Source organism: Amycolatopsis silviterrae, assembly GCF_042684085.1.
In the GTDB taxonomy this organism is placed as follows: Bacteria; Actinomycetota; Actinomycetes; order Mycobacteriales; family Pseudonocardiaceae; genus Amycolatopsis; species Amycolatopsis silviterrae.
The window spans coordinates 262842-278384 of sequence record NZ_JBHUKS010000012.1 but is presented as its reverse complement, the minus strand read 5'-3'; the positions used below and the strand labels follow the sequence as shown (position 1 = coordinate 278384).

The 15543-nt window shown below is 71.4% G+C and carries 18 protein-coding genes; 11 read left to right on the top strand and 7 right to left on the bottom strand.

Annotated elements, in window-relative coordinates; translation table 11 throughout:
* The first annotated feature begins 53 nt into the window (after positions 1-53).
* Positions 54-890 (top strand): LLM class flavin-dependent oxidoreductase, encoded by an 837-nt coding sequence (locus ACFSVL_RS18775; protein ID WP_378305815.1) that lies wholly within the window; start codon positions 54-56, stop codon positions 888-890.
* Between the two features lie 599 nt (positions 891-1489).
* Positions 1490-1906, top strand: coding sequence for an STAS domain-containing protein (locus ACFSVL_RS18770; protein WP_378305813.1), 417 nt, complete (start codon positions 1490-1492; stop codon positions 1904-1906).
* A 32-nt stretch (positions 1907-1938) separates the two neighbouring features.
* Here the strand turns inward: ACFSVL_RS18770 and ACFSVL_RS18765 are convergent, their stop codons facing one another.
* Entirely contained in the window at positions 1939-2484 is a 546-nt protein-coding gene (locus ACFSVL_RS18765; RefSeq protein WP_378305811.1) for a bifunctional nuclease family protein, read from the bottom strand.
* 175 nt (positions 2485-2659) lie between these two features.
* Between ACFSVL_RS18765 and ACFSVL_RS18760 the strand changes: the two genes are divergently transcribed.
* The 3 genes from ACFSVL_RS18760 (at position 2660) to ACFSVL_RS18750 (ending at position 4409) form a co-directional block, all read left to right on the top strand.
* The gene (locus ACFSVL_RS18760; protein WP_378305809.1) at positions 2660-3112 is read left to right on the top strand and encodes an ATP-binding protein; all 453 of its coding nucleotides are present in this window, start codon (positions 2660-2662) and stop codon (positions 3110-3112) included.
* Positions 3109-3894 carry a SigB/SigF/SigG family RNA polymerase sigma factor gene (locus ACFSVL_RS18755; protein ID WP_378305808.1) on the top strand — a complete coding sequence of 262 codons (786 nt, stop codon included), beginning with the start codon at positions 3109-3111 and terminating at the stop codon, positions 3892-3894. The genes ACFSVL_RS18760 and ACFSVL_RS18755 overlap by 4 nt, the downstream gene beginning before the upstream one ends.
* A 101-nt stretch (positions 3895-3995) precedes the next feature.
* A complete protein-coding gene (locus tag ACFSVL_RS18750) occupies positions 3996-4409 on the top strand; it encodes a VOC family protein (protein WP_378305806.1) in 414 nt (137 codons plus the stop codon).
* 26 nt (positions 4410-4435) lie between these two features.
* On the opposite strand, the gene ACFSVL_RS18745 is transcribed toward ACFSVL_RS18750, so the two are convergent.
* The gene (locus ACFSVL_RS18745) at positions 4436-4939 is read right to left on the bottom strand and encodes a L,D-transpeptidase (protein ID WP_378305804.1); all 504 of its coding nucleotides are present in this window, start codon (positions 4937-4939) and stop codon (positions 4436-4438) included.
* A 113-nt stretch (positions 4940-5052) separates the two neighbouring features.
* Here ACFSVL_RS18745 and ACFSVL_RS18740 point away from each other — a divergent pair, with 113 nt between their 5' ends.
* Positions 5053-6093, top strand: coding sequence for an LLM class flavin-dependent oxidoreductase (locus ACFSVL_RS18740; RefSeq protein WP_378305802.1), 1041 nt, complete (start codon positions 5053-5055; stop codon positions 6091-6093).
* An 8-nt stretch (positions 6094-6101) separates the two neighbouring features.
* Here the strand turns inward: ACFSVL_RS18740 and ACFSVL_RS18735 are convergent, their stop codons facing one another.
* Positions 6102-7652, bottom strand: a complete 1551-nt coding sequence (locus ACFSVL_RS18735) for a S53 family peptidase (RefSeq protein ID WP_378305800.1) — start codon at positions 7650-7652, stop codon at positions 6102-6104.
* Positions 7653-7790: 138 nt separating this feature from the next.
* Here ACFSVL_RS18735 and ACFSVL_RS18730 point away from each other — a divergent pair, with 138 nt between their 5' ends.
* The gene (locus ACFSVL_RS18730; RefSeq protein WP_378305798.1) at positions 7791-8981 is read left to right on the top strand and encodes an SGNH/GDSL hydrolase family protein; all 1191 of its coding nucleotides are present in this window, start codon (positions 7791-7793) and stop codon (positions 8979-8981) included.
* Here the strand turns inward: ACFSVL_RS18730 and ACFSVL_RS18725 are convergent.
* Complete coding sequence (locus ACFSVL_RS18725; protein WP_378305796.1) at positions 8968-10266, bottom strand: MFS transporter; 1299 nt, start codon at positions 10264-10266, stop codon at positions 8968-8970. The two genes, ACFSVL_RS18730 and ACFSVL_RS18725, sit on opposite strands and share 14 nt — an antisense overlap.
* Before the next feature lie 336 nt (positions 10267-10602).
* Between ACFSVL_RS18725 and ACFSVL_RS18720 the strand changes: the two genes are divergently transcribed.
* Positions 10603-11124: a DinB family protein gene (locus ACFSVL_RS18720; RefSeq protein ID WP_378305794.1), complete on the top strand. Its 522-nt coding sequence runs from the start codon at positions 10603-10605 to the stop codon at positions 11122-11124.
* Between the two features lie 6 nt (positions 11125-11130).
* On the opposite strand, the gene ACFSVL_RS18715 is transcribed toward ACFSVL_RS18720, so the two are convergent.
* Positions 11131-11997 (bottom strand): LLM class flavin-dependent oxidoreductase, encoded by an 867-nt coding sequence (locus ACFSVL_RS18715; RefSeq protein ID WP_378305792.1) that lies wholly within the window; start codon positions 11995-11997, stop codon positions 11131-11133.
* Positions 11990-12871 (bottom strand): alpha/beta hydrolase family protein, encoded by an 882-nt coding sequence (locus ACFSVL_RS18710; protein WP_378305790.1) that lies wholly within the window; start codon positions 12869-12871, stop codon positions 11990-11992. Before ACFSVL_RS18710 ends, ACFSVL_RS18715 begins: the two co-directional genes overlap by 8 nt.
* A gap of 143 nt (positions 12872-13014) precedes the next feature.
* On the opposite strand from ACFSVL_RS18710, the gene ACFSVL_RS18705 reads away from it, so the two are divergent.
* Positions 13015-13590, top strand: coding sequence for a TetR/AcrR family transcriptional regulator (locus ACFSVL_RS18705; protein WP_378305789.1), 576 nt, complete (start codon positions 13015-13017; stop codon positions 13588-13590).
* Positions 13591-13599: 9 nt separating this feature from the next.
* On the opposite strand, the gene ligD is transcribed toward ACFSVL_RS18705, so the two are convergent.
* Positions 13600-14592 carry a non-homologous end-joining DNA ligase gene (ligD, locus tag ACFSVL_RS18700; RefSeq protein WP_378305787.1) on the bottom strand — a complete coding sequence of 331 codons (993 nt, stop codon included), beginning with the start codon at positions 14590-14592 and terminating at the stop codon, positions 13600-13602.
* Positions 14593-14681: 89 nt separating this feature from the next.
* On the opposite strand from ligD, the gene ACFSVL_RS18695 reads away from it, so the two are divergent.
* Both ACFSVL_RS18695 and ACFSVL_RS18690 read left to right on the top strand, forming a co-directional pair.
* Positions 14682-15023: an MmcQ/YjbR family DNA-binding protein gene (locus ACFSVL_RS18695; protein ID WP_378305785.1), complete on the top strand. Its 342-nt coding sequence runs from the start codon at positions 14682-14684 to the stop codon at positions 15021-15023.
* A 71-nt stretch (positions 15024-15094) separates the two neighbouring features.
* Positions 15095-15337 (top strand): hypothetical protein, encoded by a 243-nt coding sequence (locus ACFSVL_RS18690; protein WP_378305783.1) that lies wholly within the window; start codon positions 15095-15097, stop codon positions 15335-15337.
* Positions 15338-15543: the final 206 nt, after the last annotated feature.

Here is a 15543-nt window from a genome sequence, read left to right as displayed (position 1 = left end):
TTGTCGGTCCCTCCCGATACGGTTCTTTCGCACCGATCCAGAGGGGGATCTCCATGACCGACCACGTGCGCTACGGCCTCTACCTGCCGCCCTTCGGCCCTTTCGGTGACCCAGCAGACCTAGTCGACCTGGCAGTCCGCGCCGAAGCCGCCGGATGGGACGGCGTGTTCCTGTGGGACCACGTCGTGCCCGCGATGCCGCCCATCGCCGACACCTGGACCACCCTTGCCGCCATCGCCCAAGCCACCGACCGGGTGCGGTTAGGCCCGATGGTCACCCCGCCGAGCCGTCGCCGCCCGTGGGTCCTGGCCCGCCAAGCCGCCACCGTCGCCCGCCTGTCGCGCGGCAGGCTGATCCTCGGCACCGGCATCGGCTCCGACGAAACCGGCGACTTCAGCCGCTTCGCTGATCCGTCCTCCCCTGCCGTCTTGTCGTCCCGCACCGACGAGGCACTGGAGATCGTCCGCTCGATGTGGGCCGGGAAGGCCGTGCGGCACGAGGGCCCGCACTACCAAGTGACCCTGGACGCCGCCGAACCCACGCCGTACCCGATTCCCGTGTGGACGGCCAGCACAACCGAACACGAGCGGGTCCTGCAGCGGGCAGCGGGAAGCGACGGCATCTTCCCGAACACCGGCCCGCGCCCGCCGTCGCCCGAGGCGTTGGCCAGCCTGGTCGCCCGGGTCCGCCCGCCGGACCGCCCGTACGACGTCGCGGTGACCGGCAACGCCAGCCCCGCGTGGGAGGACCCGGACGCGGTGGACCCTGCCGCGCTCGCCGCCCTCGCCGAAGCCGGGATGACGTGGTGGATGGAATCGCTCATCCACTTCGACCCACTGGACCTCTCACTGACCATCGTGGACGCCGGTCCGCCGCGGATCGGGGGCTGATGGACGGAAGACATCGTTCCGCGACAGCGGAATCCGGGCCGGGAGCCGGGCAGGTGACAGGTGCCCGGAACTGATGCCAGCACCCGCCGAACGCGATCTCAGCCGCCCAGCCTCATCAGGCAGCCTGCCACCGCGCGACGAGCATTCCCGCTGCCAGCAGCCGCCATCCGCCGAAACACCTTGCCGCCCAACGACATCCTGACCAGCCGCCAATTCCCCGCCGCCGCACCGGGACCCGTCACCTGCCTGCCAATTCCCTGCTACCTCACCGGACCGCGCCACCCGGCAGCCAATTCCCGCCACCGCACCGGACCACGCAGCCCGTCCGGCAGCACCCCCTGCCCGCAGCAACGGCCCGCCGATCATCCCCCGCACCGCCCGCAGCCAGGCCACTGCTCGCCCTTCCTCACCAACGGAACCAGACCCACAAACCAGACCACTCCCCCATCGGCGGCTTCCCTGCGCGGCGCGGGAGGGCTACCGTGGAGGGTGGTTGAGCCTCCAGCCACCGTGATCCGTCCCGCGCGCCGGGATGACCGGTGCCCGGCCGGTCCGGCATTTCGCCGCAGTCTGGTGCGCGGCTCAGAGAGAGTGCCGTGATGATCACCGCGCACAGTGCCCGATTGCCCGCTCCGCCGTGGCCCGACCCGACGGGGATGCTTCGCCTGCGCGTCAGCCATCCCGCGCCGGGGACAGCCGTCGTGGAGGTCGCCGGGGAGGTCGACTTGGCCACCGCGCCGCGGATGGCCGAGGTTGTCGAGTCCAGGCTGCGCAGCACGGTCAGCCTCGTGATCGTCGATCTGCGGCAGACGACCTTCCTCGGCGTCGCCGGGCTGCGCGCCCTTATCCGGCTGAGCCTGCTGGCCGCCGGGGCGGACACGGACTTCTACGTCGATCCCGGTACCGCGCCTACGGTTCGGCGGCTGCTCTCGCTCTTCCCGCTGTCCTGCGCGCGGCCCGGCGCCGCCGAGGGGCTCACCGAGATTCCGCTGCCCCGTCCCGCCGAGCAGCCCTGACCGTCCACTGAGGACAACGCGAATACCGACGCTCAGGCGTCCGGATCGCGGAAGTCCTCGGGGCTCACGTCGTCGAGCAGGTCCCGGAACCGGCGGATCTCGTCTTCGGCGGCCTCGGCCGGCTCCTCCAGATCGCCCGCCGCGTCGAGCGCGGACCCGAGGGACGATTCGTCGCCCGCCGCCACCGTCACGTCGACCGCCGCCTCGTCCAGGACCGCCTCGGCCACCTCCAGCGGGGCGTGCGTCCGCAGGCCGATCGCGATCGCGTCGCTCGGGCGGGCCGACACCCGCAGGCCGCCGGACAGCACGAGGTCGGCGTGGAAAATGCTGTCCAGCAGCTGGGTGATCTCGATCCGCTCCACCTGCTTGCCCAGCGCCGCCAGCACCTCGATGATCAGCTCGACCGTCCCCGGCCTCGCCGACACCACATGCTCCTGCGCGGCGGCCAGTTCCTGCGCTTCCGGCGCGCCGATGGTGATGGCGAGCCACCGGCGCGAACCGGATTCCTCGCGCAGCAGCACGACCGGCGCCGACTCCTGCGCCACCACGGCCAGTCCCTGCACCCGCACCTGCACCATGGGGGTCACCCCGCTTCCGAAAAGGTTCTCCCCTGCTGACTACCCAACCTCCGGCGGTTTGTCACGCGAAATCGCCGCGCGCCTCACGCCGGATTCACCCGCGGGGACCCGCCGGTCCGGCGAACCGTGAGCCGCCGCACGTGTCGATCGCGGCTCGCCTGGGTATGCGGCATCCATGAACGACGAGGGACCCGGCGGCCGCGCCAGCGGCGGCATGCCAGCCGTGGACCGGCTGCTCGACGAGGTGATCGAGCTGCGGCTGCCGGCTGAGACGTACCAGATCCCGCTTGTCCGCATGCTCGCGCAAGCCGTCGCGGCGCGGGCCGACTACGGGCTCGACGCGATCGCCGACGCCAAGATGGCCGTCGACGAGGCCTGCGCGCAGGTGGTGTCGACGGCCGCCCCCGGCGCGGCGATGACCTGCCGGTTCACCGTCTCGCCGGACGGGATCCGGTTCGGCGTCCAGACCCGCACCCCGCACGCGCAGCCGCCGAGCGAGCGCAGCTTCGGCTGGCACGTGCTCACCACGCTGGCCGCGAACGTGTCGGCGCGCTGCGTGCCGGACCCGGCGGACGACGGGTACGCGCTCACGCTCGACCTCGACCTGCACCGGGAGGCGAGCGGGTGAACCAGCAGCCGGTCATCCGCCACCGGGACGAGTACGCGCACACCGCGCCGTTGTTCGAGGAGCTGGCCGCCCTGCCCGAGGGGGACGGGCGGCGGCCGCGGCTGCGCGAGCAGCTCGTCACCGAATTCCTGCCGGTCGCCGAGCACATCGCGACCCGGTTCACCGGGCGCGGCGAACCCCGCGAGGACCTGGTCCAGGTCGCCCGGATCGGGCTGATCAACGCGATCGACCGGTTCACCCCCGACCGCGGCCCGGACTTCCTGTCCTTCGCGGTCCCGACGATCATGGGCGAGATCCGCCGGTACTTCCGCGACACCGGCTGGTCGGTCCGCGTCCCGCGCCGGCTCAAGGAACTGCACCTCGCGCTCAGCCGCGGTTCGAGCACGCTGTCGCAGACGCTCGGCCGCGCGCCGACGCCCACCGAACTCGCCGAGCACCTCGGCCTCGAACTCTCCGAGGTGCACGAGGGGCTCGTCGCGGGCCACGCGTACCAGACGCTGTCGGTGGACAAGCCGGTGCACGACGACGCCGAGCCGCTCCTGCTCGCCGACACGCTCGGCAGCGACGACCCGGAGATCGAGCACATCGAAAACCACGAGGCCCTGCAGCCGCTGCTGCGCGAACTGCCCAAACGGGAACGCGCGATCCTCGTGATGCGGTTCTTCGGCGGCCTCACCCAGACGCAGATCGCCGAGCAGGTCGGGATCTCCCAGATGCACGTGTCGCGGCTGCTTTCCCAGACGCTCGAACAGCTCCGCGACAAGCTCACCGGCGATTCCTGAGGACGCCGCGACCGGGGGTCGCCCGACCGGGCCTGATCCCGTTGTCGCACCCCGGCCGATCTGCGACGATGCGAGCCCGTCCATCAGCTGAGGAGGGCCCGATGGCCTCGAAACTCAACCCCTACATCAGCTTCGCGGGCAACGCGCGCGAGGCGATGGAGTACTACCACAGCGTGTTCGGCGGCGACCTCGCGCTGAACACCTACGGCGATTCCGGCGCGCCCGCGGAGGCCGGCAACGCGGGCAACATCATGCACGCGCTGCTGGAGGGCGACAACGGCTTCACCCTCATGGCGTCGGACGTGCCGCCCGGCATGGAGCACCACCCGGGCACGAACATCTCGGTCAGCCTCAGCGGCGACGACGGCGATCTGCTGCGCCACTGCTGGGAAAAGCTGTCCGACGGCGGATCCGTCACGGTTCCGCTCGAAAAGCAGATGTGGGGCGACGAATTCGGCGCCTGCACCGACCGGTTCGGCATCTCCTGGATGGTCAACATCGGCCAGCCGGGCTGACCCGCGGGTCCGCGGCGGACCGGGCGTCAGCCGCGGACCTCCACCTTGGCCCCCACCGGCAGCCGGTCGAAGAACAGCGCCGAATCCTCCTCGGTGAGGTGGATGCAGCCGTGCGAAGGACGGTCGAGCGGCCCCGCGTGGAACGCGATGCCGCCCGCGGCGAAGAAGACCGAGTTCGGCATGTCGTCGCCGTACTCGCTGCTGCGGTGCTCGCGGTCCTTCCACACCACCCGGAACATCCCGACCGGGGTCGGCTGGCCAGCGGCGCCCGGTTCCATCGGGACCGAGCGCACCGCCACGCCGTTCTCCATCAGCCACGCCCGCCGCAGCGAAAGACTCGCGCACGCGCCGGTGTCCACCGTGCACAGCGGGCTCGGCGGCGGGGTGCGCGTCACCGGCGGCACCGGCAGTTCCGGCGACGGTGCCAGCGGCCGTCCGGCTGCCTGTGCCTCCGGTTCCGCTCGCGCCCCGCACCCTGCCGCGGCCACTGCCGTCCCGGCCAGCACTATCGCGACGATCTTCCCGCGCATCCGTCGTCCCCGCCTTTCGCTCCACCGTTCTCTACGGGCGAGCAGCCCGGAAGGTTGCCGACGATGACGCGTCAACAACCGGTATCGTCGACGGGCAGCGAGGAGGTGCGGCGATGGAACTCGGCGTCTACAGTTTCGGCGACCGGCCGGCCGACCCGGTGACCGGCGAACAGGTCCCGGTCGCGCAGCGGCTGGCCGAAACGCTCGAACGGATCCGGCTCGCCGACGAACTCGGCCTCGGGTTCTACGGCCTCGGCGAACACCACCTGGAGCAGTTCGCCATCTCGAACCCGGCGACCGTGCTGGCCGCCGCCGCGAGCGTCACCGAGCAGATCACGCTGTCCAGCGCGGTCACCGTGCTCTCCACCGAGGACCCGGTGCGGGTGTACCAGCAGTTCACGACGCTGGACCAGCTCAGCCGCGGCCGCGCGGAACTGCTGGCCGGACGGGGTTCGTTCACCGAATCGTTCCCGCTGTTCGGGGCCGATCTCGCCGAGTACGACGCGCTGTTCGAGGAGAAGCTCGCGCTGCTGCTGCGGCTCGACCGCGAGGACCCGATCACCTGGTCCGGCCGGTTCCGCCCGCCGCTCACCGACGCGCACGTCTACCCGCGCCCGTACGGCAGGCGGCTGCGGATTTCGGTCGGCACCGGCGGGCATCCGGAATCGTCGGTGCGCGCCGGATTGCTCGGCCTGCCCGTGGTGTACGCGGTGATCGGCGGGGAGCCGGAGCGGTTCGCGCCGCTCGTGGACCTCTACCGCCGGGCGGGCGAAGCGGGCGAGCACTCCCCCGGCGACCTGCACGTCACGATGAGCGCGATCGGCCTCGTCGCGGAGAATTCGCAGGACGCCAAGGAGAGTTTCTACCCGTACTGGCTCGAAACCATGAAGTACGGCGCGCGGGCCCGCGGCTGGCAGATCCCGACCCGCGCGGAGTACGACGGCTACACGCGCGACGCCGCCGCGCTGTTCGTCGGCAGCCCCGACGAGGTGGCCGACCGGCTGATCACCGTCGGGAAACTCACCGGGGCGGACCGCTACGCACTGCAGATGGACTGGTCCGGCGTGCCGCATCGCAAGGTCATGAAGGCCATCGAACTGCTCGGCACCGAGGTCCTGCCGCGGATCCGGAAGGAATTCGGCACCGCGCCCTGACTGTCCATTCAGGACGCTTTAGCGCCGAGAAGCTCGTGCAGCGCCGCACCGTCGGGCACGCCGAGCCCGGTGCACGCGTCCCATCCGGCCGCCGCCGAGTACGCGCCGTTGCCGCCTTCGGTGATGTCGCGGAACCCCGGCTGCGCCTTGCCGGTGCCGACCCCGGCGTACAGCTTGCTGTGCACCAGCCCGAATCCGTGCCCCGCCAGCTGGGCCAGCCTGGCCAGCAACGCCGACCACAACGGCGAAACCGCACTCGTGCCGCCGACGACGATCTGCTGCCCGTCGACCAGGACCTGGTACCCGGTCGCCGGATCCGCGTTGCCCGCCACGTCCGGGACGCCGCGGCCGGGCTTCCCGTCGCCCGCCCGCGCGGGCACGCCCGCGGCCTGCTGGTAGTCCGGCACCGGGAACGCGTCGCTCACGCCGCCGCCGGTCGCCCCGCCGCCGGAGGTGCTCCAGACGACCTCGGAGTTCACTGTGGACGGCGGGGTGCCGTCGAGTTTGGTGCCGCCGCAGGCGAGTGCGTGCGGGCTCGACGCGGGGAAATCGCAGTGCTGCGCCCCGTCGTTCTGGCCGTCGGTGCTGCCGTTGTCGCCGGACGCGCAGCACACCGTCACGCCGAGCGCGGCCGCGTCGGCGAACGCCTGGTCCATCGCGGAGCGGGCCTGCGGCGTCCATTGGTCCTCGGACTGGCCCCAGCTGATGCTGACCGCGACCGGCGTCGGCGTCGCGTGCACCGCGGTGCTCACCGCGTCCAGGAAACCCTGGTCGGTGTTCGGCGCGAAGTAGACGATCTGCGCCGCTCCTGGCGCGAGCGCGCCGATGACCTCGACGTCCAGCAGCACTTCGCCGTCCGCCGAATTCGGGTCGCCGGTCGGCGCGTTCTTGCCGCCGTCGACCCCGGCCGCGGTCACCTTCGGTTCGGTGATCTTCAAGTCCGCGAAGTACTTCTTGAGGTCCTCGGGTTTGTAACCGCCGCCGAGTTCGATCACCGCGACGGTCTGCCCGGAGCCGTCGGCGTCGGCCGGGAATCCGTACAACTGCCCGACCTGGTCCGGCGAATACCCCTGTGCGGCGGCTTCCTTGTGCAGCCGGAACTGGGCCCGCGCCTGCGGCCGCTCGTCCAGGCCGAGCACGGCGACCACCACGTCCCCGAGCGCGGACGGCAGTTCCAGTTCCCCGGTGCGCGCGGCGAATTCCCCGTGCTCGCCGTGGCGGACCCGGTTCAGTTCGGTCTGGAACGCGGCCGTCATCGCGCGGGCCGGGCCCCGGACCGACACTCGGCGCGACCCGGGATGTTCCTCGGTGACGGTGAGCCCGGCGTCGGTGAGGACGGTGCGCACCAGGTCAAGGTCGTCGGCGGCCGCCCCGTATTGCTCGGCGAAATCCGCTGGGGCGAGCGGCTCGCTCAGCGCGGCCACGTCCAGATCGGCGCGCCGCCGCAGCACGACGGTCGCGGTGACGGTGGCGTCCGCGTCGAGAGGACCGAGCACCTCGGCCTCGGCGAGCGCGGGACGCAGGCTTCCGGATAGCGATACCCATTGTGATTCTGTCATCACTCTATGGTGAACCTGTTCCAGCCGGTCCACCACCGTCGCATCCCCCGTCCGGCGGCAAAACCTGTCCGGTTTTTTGTCGACCCGATGACCGGGACCGCCGCTGCCCGGCGGCACGGACGCGCGCACAGTGTTTCCATGAGACGGATCCTGACTCTGGGCACGGCTGCCGTGCTGACGCTGGGCGCGGTCACCGCGTCCGGCAGTGCCGAGGGCGATCTGGCCGCGCACGGCTGGGTCGGCACGTGGGCGGCGTCGCCCGCGGCCGCGGTGGCGAACACGCCGCAGGGATATCCGAACTACTCGATCCGCAACGTCGTGCACACCAGCGCGGGCGGAAACCAGGCCAGAGTAAGGCTTTCCAACACTTTCGGCACCGCGCCGCTGACCCTCGGCCGCGTGACCCTCGCCGTGGCTGCCGACGGCCCGCGCGCGGCCGGCGGCACCATGCGCACGCTGACGTTCGGCGGCCAGTCCGCAGTGGTCGTCCCGCCGGGCGGCGAGGTGCTGAGCGACCCGGCGTGGCTGCGCGTTCCAGCCGACGCCGACCTGCTCGTGACCACCTACGTGCCTACGCCGTCCGGCCCGGTCACCTACCATCCGCTCGCCCAGCAGACGTCGTTCTTCACCCGCGCCGGCGATTTCGCGGCCGAGGAATCCGGCGCGTCGTTCACCGAGCGAACCGCCGTGTGGCACTACGTCAGCGAGGTCGACGTCCGTGGCCCCGCGCGCGGCACCGTCGTGACCCTCGGCGATTCGATCACCGACGGCGCACTCTCCACGCCGGGCACGAACCACCGCTGGCCGGACCTCCTGAGCGACCGGCTGCACGGGCGGCTCGGCGTGCTCAACGCCGGAATCAGCGGCAACCGGCTGCTGCTCGACGGGGCCTCCGCGGGCCGCAACGCACTCGCCCGGCTCGCCGACGACGTGCTGACCAGCGGCGACGTCCGCACGCTGATCGTGCTCGAAGGCATCAACGACATCCAGCAGAACCCGCACCAGACCGACCCGGCGATGATCACCTCCGCGCTGCGCCAGATCGTCGCGCAGGCCAAGGCGCAGGGCATCCGGGTCATCGGCGGCACGCTGACGCCGTTCAAGGGCTGGAAGGTCTACGACCCGACGCTGGAAAAGACCCGGCAGTCGGTGAACACCTTCATCCGGACCAGCGGGATCTACGACGGCGTCATCGATTTCGACGCCGCCGTCCGCGATCCCGCCGACCCGCTGGCCATGCTGCCCGCCTACGACTCCGGCGACCACCTGCACCCGAACGACGCCGGCTACCAGCGAATGGCCGACGCCGTGCCGCTCACTCTCCTGTGACCGGCACCAGCGGCTTGCGCGGGAACGCCAGCACCGCAAGCAAACTGAGCACGCCGACCCCCACCATGTAGAGCGAAACGGACAACGACGTCCCCGTCGAACTCTGCAGCGCGGTCGCGATCAACGGCGCGAACCCGCCGCCCAGCACCGCGCCCACCGCGTAGGCGAACGACGATCCGCTGTACCGGAACCGGGACTCGAACAGCTCCGAGAACAACGCCGACTGCGGCCCGTACGTCGCACCGAGACCGACGTTGAGCACCACCACCGCGACGATCAGCAACCACGGCTGCGCGGTGTCCACGAGCAGGAAGAACGGAATCGACCAGACCACCAGCAGCACGGACCCCGCGAGATAGACCGGCTTCCGCCCGACGGAGTCCGACCAGATCGCCGCTGTGACGATGCTCGCCAGCCACACCACGCTGCCGACGATCACCACGACCAGCATCGTCGTGCTGGACAGCTTCAGCACCGACGTGCCATACGACAGCAGGTAGGCGAAGAAGATGTAGCCCATCGCGGTGTTCGCGATGAAGCTGACCGCCGCCGCGAGCACCTGCTTCGGCCGCGCGCGCAGGACTTCCACGATCGGCAGCTTGCTGCGCGCGCCGGTGCTGCGCAGCTTCGCGAACACCGGGCTTTCCTCGACCCGCAACCGGATCACCAGCCCGACCGCCACCAGCACGAGACTGACCAGGAACGGAATCCGCCAGCCCCACGACCGGAACTGGTCCGGCGACAGCGAACTGTTGACCACGAAAAACACGAGCTGCGCGAGGATCAGCCCGGCCGGCACCCCGATCTGCGAGAACGACCCGTACCGCCCTCGCTTGCCCTCCGGAGCGTGCTCGACCGCCATCAGCGCCGCCCCGCCCCACTCGCCGCCGGCCGAAATCCCTTGCAGGACCCGGAGAAAGACGAGCAGCACGGGCGCGATCACGCCCGCCTGGGCAAAGGTCGGCAGCACCCCGACGCCCGCGGTCGCGAGCCCCATCAGCACCAGCGAGGCGACCAGCATCGCCTTGCGCCCCACCCGGTCGCCGAAGTGGCCCCAGACGATCCCGCCCAGCGGCCGCGCGACAAACCCGACTCCGAGCGTCGCGAACGCGGCGAGCGTCCCCGACGCCGGAGACAGCGAGGGAAAGAAAAGCTTGTTGAACACCAGCGCGGTCGCCGTGCTGTAGGCGAAGTAGTCGTACCACTCGATGGTCGTGCCGATCGCGCTGGCGAGCGCCACCCGCCGGACCCGCCCCGCCGCGTTCACATCCTGCTCAAGCACCACTGCCGAGCCCCCTTCTCGTTCCGGCGCGTCATCTTGGCACGGCGGCTCCCCTCCGGTCGACCACCGGAAGGCGGGGGACTCAAGGCGGCTCTGCGGCGGCTGAGGTGTGTCCGCCCGGGCCGAAGCCGCTGACGGACCGGACTGGTTTGCGCCGGGGCCGACGCGGACGGCGGGAGCCGTGCAGGTCCGTGAGGGGAACCCTGAGGGAATCTGATTCCCTCAGGGTTCCCCTCACGGACCTGCGCCCACTCCCTGGCATTGTCGGCCATCGGAAGGCGGGCCTCCGCGGCGGAAACCCGGTTCCCGCCGCGCCCTTCGGTGTGCCAGGGTCGCCCGGTGCCCGATTCCTTCCTCGAACTGCAGCGCTGGCAGTTCGACCTCACCTGGTCGCTGTTCGAGTACCACCTGGAGCGGCTGGCGCCCGAGGACTTCCTCTGGGCGCCCGCCGCGCTGCACTGGACGATGCACCAGGCCGAGAACGGGACCTGGACACCGGACTGGGCCGAGACCGAACCCGACCCCGTTCCAGTCCCCACGGCCGCCTGGCTGAGCTGGCACCTCGGCTGGTGGTGGAGCGCCGCCCTCGACCAGGTCCGCGGCCGGGCGCCGCGGGAGCGGACCGCCGTCTCCTGGCCGGGCCCCGGCGAGCCCGCCATCGCCTGGCTCCGCGGCCTGCGCGCGGACTGGCTCGCCGCGCTGGACCGGCTCACCGACGCCGATCTGGCCTCCGCCGTCCCGTTCCTGCCCGACGGCGATCCCCGGCGCACGATCGGGCACCTGATCTCCTGGGCGAACGCCGAACTGATGAAGAACGTCGCGGAGATCGGCCAGCTCCGCCTCCAGCGGGCCGCCCGCTGAGCGCGTCTAGCCCGCCTTGGCGATCAGCTCGTCCGCGACCCACCGCGCGACCCCGGCCGGGTACGGCGCGGGCAGCCCGAGCACGACGTGGCCGAACCCGGCTTCGAGCGCTTCCCCGATCGCCGCCCGGGTCAGAGCGGGCTGGGCGTACGACACCGGCAGGTGGATCGAACGCGCGATCTCCGCCGGGTCGCGGCCGATGTCCGCGCAGTATGCGTCCAGCATCGCGCTGCGTTCGACGACATCCGCGATGTCCCCGCCGGGGATGTTCCAGACGTCGGCGTGCTCGGCGGCCACGCGCAGCGTCGCACGGGCCCGGCCGCCGATCACGAACGGCGGATGCGGGCGCTGCACTGGCTTCGGGTTGCCGAACGCGCCGCTGAGCTGGACGTGCTCGCCCGCGAAATCGAACGGCTCGTCCTCCGTCCACAGCTTGCGGATCACCGTGCACGCCTCGGCGAACCGGCCCACCGCGTCGGCGGTTTCCAGGTACGGCAGACCGTGCGCTTCGTATTCCCGGCGAGCCAGCGGGTGCCCCGGCCGGGAGCCGACGCCGAGGCCGAAGTCGAGCCGTCCGCCGGACACGACGTCGACGGTCGCGGCGATCTTCGCCAGCACCGCGGGCGGGCGGAACCGGTTGCTGGTCACCAAAAGCCCGAGCCGCAGCCGCTCGGTTTGCGCGGCGAGGGCGGAAAGCAGGGTCCAGCCCTCGAAAATCGGCCCGTCCGGTTCGCCCGCGATCGGCAGGAGATGGTCGAACAGCCAGGCGTGCTCGATCGCCGGGATCGCGTCCGCCTCAAGCCAGACCTGCCGCAGCGCGGCGTAGTCCACCTGCATCGGCGCGGTCATGATCCCGAATCGCGGCTCACTCATGCGACTCGACCCGCCCGGCCGGACCGTCCTCGATCCCGGCCCAGCTCTCGTCCCCGGGAACAAGCACCTTGCGGAGATAAGCCGTGCTCACCCGCTGTTGCAAAGCGACCGCCTCAGGGTTCTCGTCCGTAGTCTCCCGAGCCTCATACCCCGGAATACCCCCGAGCGAATGCTCCGCGCCGAACACCGTCAGCAGGCTCTTCTCCCCCGGACTGAGCCGGTACGCGTCCGTGAACCAATCCGGCCCCCGCACCGACAGCATCGAGTCGTCCCGATCCCCCGCGACAATCAGCGCGGGCGCCTTCATCTCGTCGAAATCGGGGCTCATGAACGGGAAATGCTCAGCGGCGAACGGCGACAGGTCCGTGCCGCCGGTACCGGTGATCGCGAACAAAACCCCGGCGCTCACCCGGGAATCGGACCAGCTCTCGTCGGATCCGGCCACCCGTGCCCCCAGCAGCATGCTCGCCGACTGCGCGCCCCAAGAATGCCCGGCCACGGCGATCCGCCCGGGATCGACGCGCCCGCCCACCGCCGCCTCGACCACCTCCAGGTGATCGATCACCGCCCGAAGATCCGCGGCCCGCAACCGCCAGAGGTCCGGCGTGCGCGGGTCTTCCGCGGGCAGCGCGCGGCTCCGCGAATCGAGGTGAGTCGGTTGCACGACAACGAATCCGTGCGCCGCCCAATAGTCGGCCAGCGGCCCGTACCCGTACAGCGACGAGCCGAACCCGTGCGAGAACACGATCACCGGAAGATCCCGGCCGGTCGCCGGGGCGGACACGCGAACCAGCAGGTCCTCGCCGCGTCCCGGCGCGTCGAGCCGCACCGGTTTGACGGAAACGACCGGAGCCGCGAGCTGTGCTGCGGACATAGGAGTACCTTCTTTCGCCGTCGGGCGCGAGGTGTGGTGGCCGGCGGCCCGATCTGGCATCATGAGCAAACGGAACGTTGCTCCGGTAACTATACGGAACACTGTTCCGCTTGTCTACCGGCGGCACGCGGAGGGAGCGGCACGTGGGTGAGAACGCGGGAGCCCGCGCGAAACGGGCGGACGCCCGGCGCAACGAGAAAACCCTGCTCGACGCGGCGTCGGCGGTGTTCGTCGCGTCCGGAGTGGACGCGCCGGTGCGCGACATCGCGACCGCGGCGGGCGTCGGCGTGGGGACGATCTACCGGCACTTCCCCACTCGCGCCGACCTGATCATCGCGGTGTACCGGCACCAGGTCGAAGCGTGCGCCGACGCGGGCCCGAAACTGCTGGCGGACAACGCTTCCCCGCACGCCGCGCTCGCGCAGTGGATCGACCTGTTCGTCGACTTCCTCGTCACGAAGCACGGGCTGGCCGGAATCATGCAGTCCGACCACAGCGGGTTCGAAACACTGCACACGTACTTCCTCGACCGGCTCGTCCCGGTGTGCACCGAACTGCTCGGCGCCGCCGCCGAGGCCGGGGAAATCCACACGGACCTGGAGGCGGTCCACCTGATGCGCGGCGTCGGAAACCTGTGCATCGGCGCGGAAGCCGACGACAGCTACGACGCGCGCCGTCTCGCCGCGCTGCTGATCACCGGGTTGCGGCAGAGCGGCTGAGGAGATCCTTCAGCGCGCGGCCGGAACCTCGACCTCGTCCGGACGCCGTTCCGGACGCAGCCCGCGCCAAGCGGTGTGCCGCAGCCGCCCGTCCCCCGGGGTCAGCCTGCGGTACACGACCTCGCCGACCACCTCCGGCTTCAGCCAGTGCGCGCCGCGCGCCCGGTCGCGCGGGACCTCGTCGGCGAACGGGCTTGTCTTGCGCTCCAACGGAACCAGCTGAGCCAGCAGGTCCTGGAGCATCGCGTCGGTGAAGCCGGTGCCGACGTCGCCCAGGTACCGCAGCTCCCCCGAATCCGGGTCGTGCGCGCCGAGCAGCAGCGCGCCGATCGTGCCCTCCCGGCGGCCCTGGCCGGGACGCCAGCCGCCGAGCACCACCTCGGTCGTCTGGACCAGCGGGTGCTTGAGCCATTCCGGACTCCGCCGTCCCGGGTGGTACCGCGACGCACGGGCCTTCACCATCAGGCCTTCGAGCATCATTTTCCGCGCCACGTCGAGCAGTCCGGCCGGGGTCATGCCGTCCTCGGCGAGGTCGCGGTGGCGGTACCAGGGCGTGATCGCGACCAGCTGACGGTCCGGCGGTTCGATCCCGGCGAGGATCTCGCGGCGTTCCTCGTACGGCGCGTCCAGCAGGCTTTCGCCGCCCAGGCTGAGGATGTCGAAGGCGAAGTACGCGACCGCCTGCCAGGTGCGGTTCTGGAGGAGCCCGAAGTCGGGACGGCCGTGCTCGTCGAGTGCGACGATCTCGCCGTCGAGCACCGCCGGGCGCCCGCCCAGCGCGTCGCCGAGCGCGCCGGACAGCTGCGGGAACCGTGCGGTGAAGTCGTTGTCGTTACGGCTGGTCAGCAGCGTGGCACCGTCCGGCGCGACGCGCATCGTCGCCCGGTAACCGTCCCATTTGAACTCGTAGGCGTACGCCGGGTCGTCGCGCAGCGTCCCGCCGTCGGGCGAGGCCAGCATCGGCTCGATCGCGGGCGGCATGCCGCGGGCGGGTTCGGGCATTCGGGCACCTCCGCGCACCACCGTAAGGCGAACCCGCCGGATCCGCCGCCGTAAGATGGCCGGGTCCACGATGGAGGGGGCCAGGACCGGTGCCGAGCAAGGATTTCGAACGGATCGTCCGCAAGCTGCGCGAGGTCGAACGCGGCAGCGGCCGCGACTACACGTCGTTCAGCGTGCGCGGCAAGCGATTCGGCTACCACTGGCCGCGCACCGACACGGTCGGGCTCAAGCAGACCATCGCGGAGCAGCAGGCGCTCGTCGCGGAACGCCCGGACGTCTTCGAGGAGCAGTTCACGTCCGGCGGGTTCGGCTGGGTGGTGGTCCAGCTGAGCGGCATCGAGGCCGACGAGCTGGCCGAACTCGTGTACGAGGCGTGGCGGCTTTCCGCCCCGGAGGACCTGGCGGCCGAGGTTCCGCTGCCGCAGCTCTGACGATCCGGCATACCGGGTAACGGGGCCCCGGGCCGCGGCGATCTTCTTCGTGTTCTGGCGGGGGGTCTGCGGTGTCGCGGCGGTCGGTGCAGGTGCTGGTGGCGTTCGGGGTGCTGGCCGTGGGAGTGTTCCTCGTGTCCTGGCAAGTTTCCGCCCTCGGAGCCGGCGCGGCCTGCGTGCCGGGCCGGGACCAGCCCGGCTCGTGCGGCCCGGCCTACGCCAACCCGGCCGAGTGGGGCGTCGTCCTGGTCCACGGGGCAGTGCTGGCGCTGATCTACCTGCGCTACCTCGCCGACCGCAAACCGGTCCACTGAGTCCACTGAGTCCACATCGGACCGTCCGCACACGACAGTGCGCCCCGGCCGGAAAGCCGGGGCGCACCGAGGGTCACCAGGGGTTGTTGTCCTGCTCGTCCGGGTCGATCCCGCCCGGACGGCGGCCGCCCTGCGGCGGCGAAGCGGGTCCGCCCGGCGCGGGCGGCGCTGCGGGCGGACGGGCCGCCCCGCCCGCCGGGGGCGGC

Bases quoted from the DNA above. Each gene is read 5' to 3' on its own strand.
- ACFSVL_RS18775 (WP_378305815.1), top strand. From the start codon at position 54: ATGACCGACCACGTGCGCTACGGCCTCTACCTGCCGCCCTTCGGCCCT.
- ACFSVL_RS18770 (WP_378305813.1), top strand. From the start codon at position 1,490: ATGATCACCGCGCACAGTGCCCGATTGCCCGCTCCGCCGTGGCCCGAC.
- ACFSVL_RS18765 (WP_378305811.1), bottom strand. From the start codon at position 2,484: ATGGTGCAGGTGCGGGTGCAGGGACTGGCCGTGGTGGCGCAGGAGTCG.
- ACFSVL_RS18760 (WP_378305809.1), top strand. From the start codon at position 2,660: ATGAACGACGAGGGACCCGGCGGCCGCGCCAGCGGCGGCATGCCAGCC.
- ACFSVL_RS18750 (WP_378305806.1), top strand. From the start codon at position 3,996: ATGGCCTCGAAACTCAACCCCTACATCAGCTTCGCGGGCAACGCGCGC.
- ACFSVL_RS18745 (WP_378305804.1), bottom strand. From the start codon at position 4,939: ATGCGCGGGAAGATCGTCGCGATAGTGCTGGCCGGGACGGCAGTGGCC.
- ACFSVL_RS18740 (WP_378305802.1), top strand. From the start codon at position 5,053: ATGGAACTCGGCGTCTACAGTTTCGGCGACCGGCCGGCCGACCCGGTG.
- ACFSVL_RS18735 (WP_378305800.1), bottom strand. From the start codon at position 7,652: ATGACAGAATCACAATGGGTATCGCTATCCGGAAGCCTGCGTCCCGCG.
- ACFSVL_RS18730 (WP_378305798.1), top strand. From the start codon at position 7,791: ATGAGACGGATCCTGACTCTGGGCACGGCTGCCGTGCTGACGCTGGGC.
- ACFSVL_RS18715 (WP_378305792.1), bottom strand. From the start codon at position 11,997: ATGAGTGAGCCGCGATTCGGGATCATGACCGCGCCGATGCAGGTGGAC.
- ACFSVL_RS18710 (WP_378305790.1), bottom strand. From the start codon at position 12,871: ATGTCCGCAGCACAGCTCGCGGCTCCGGTCGTTTCCGTCAAACCGGTG.
- ligD (WP_378305787.1), bottom strand. From the start codon at position 14,592: ATGCCCGAACCCGCCCGCGGCATGCCGCCCGCGATCGAGCCGATGCTG.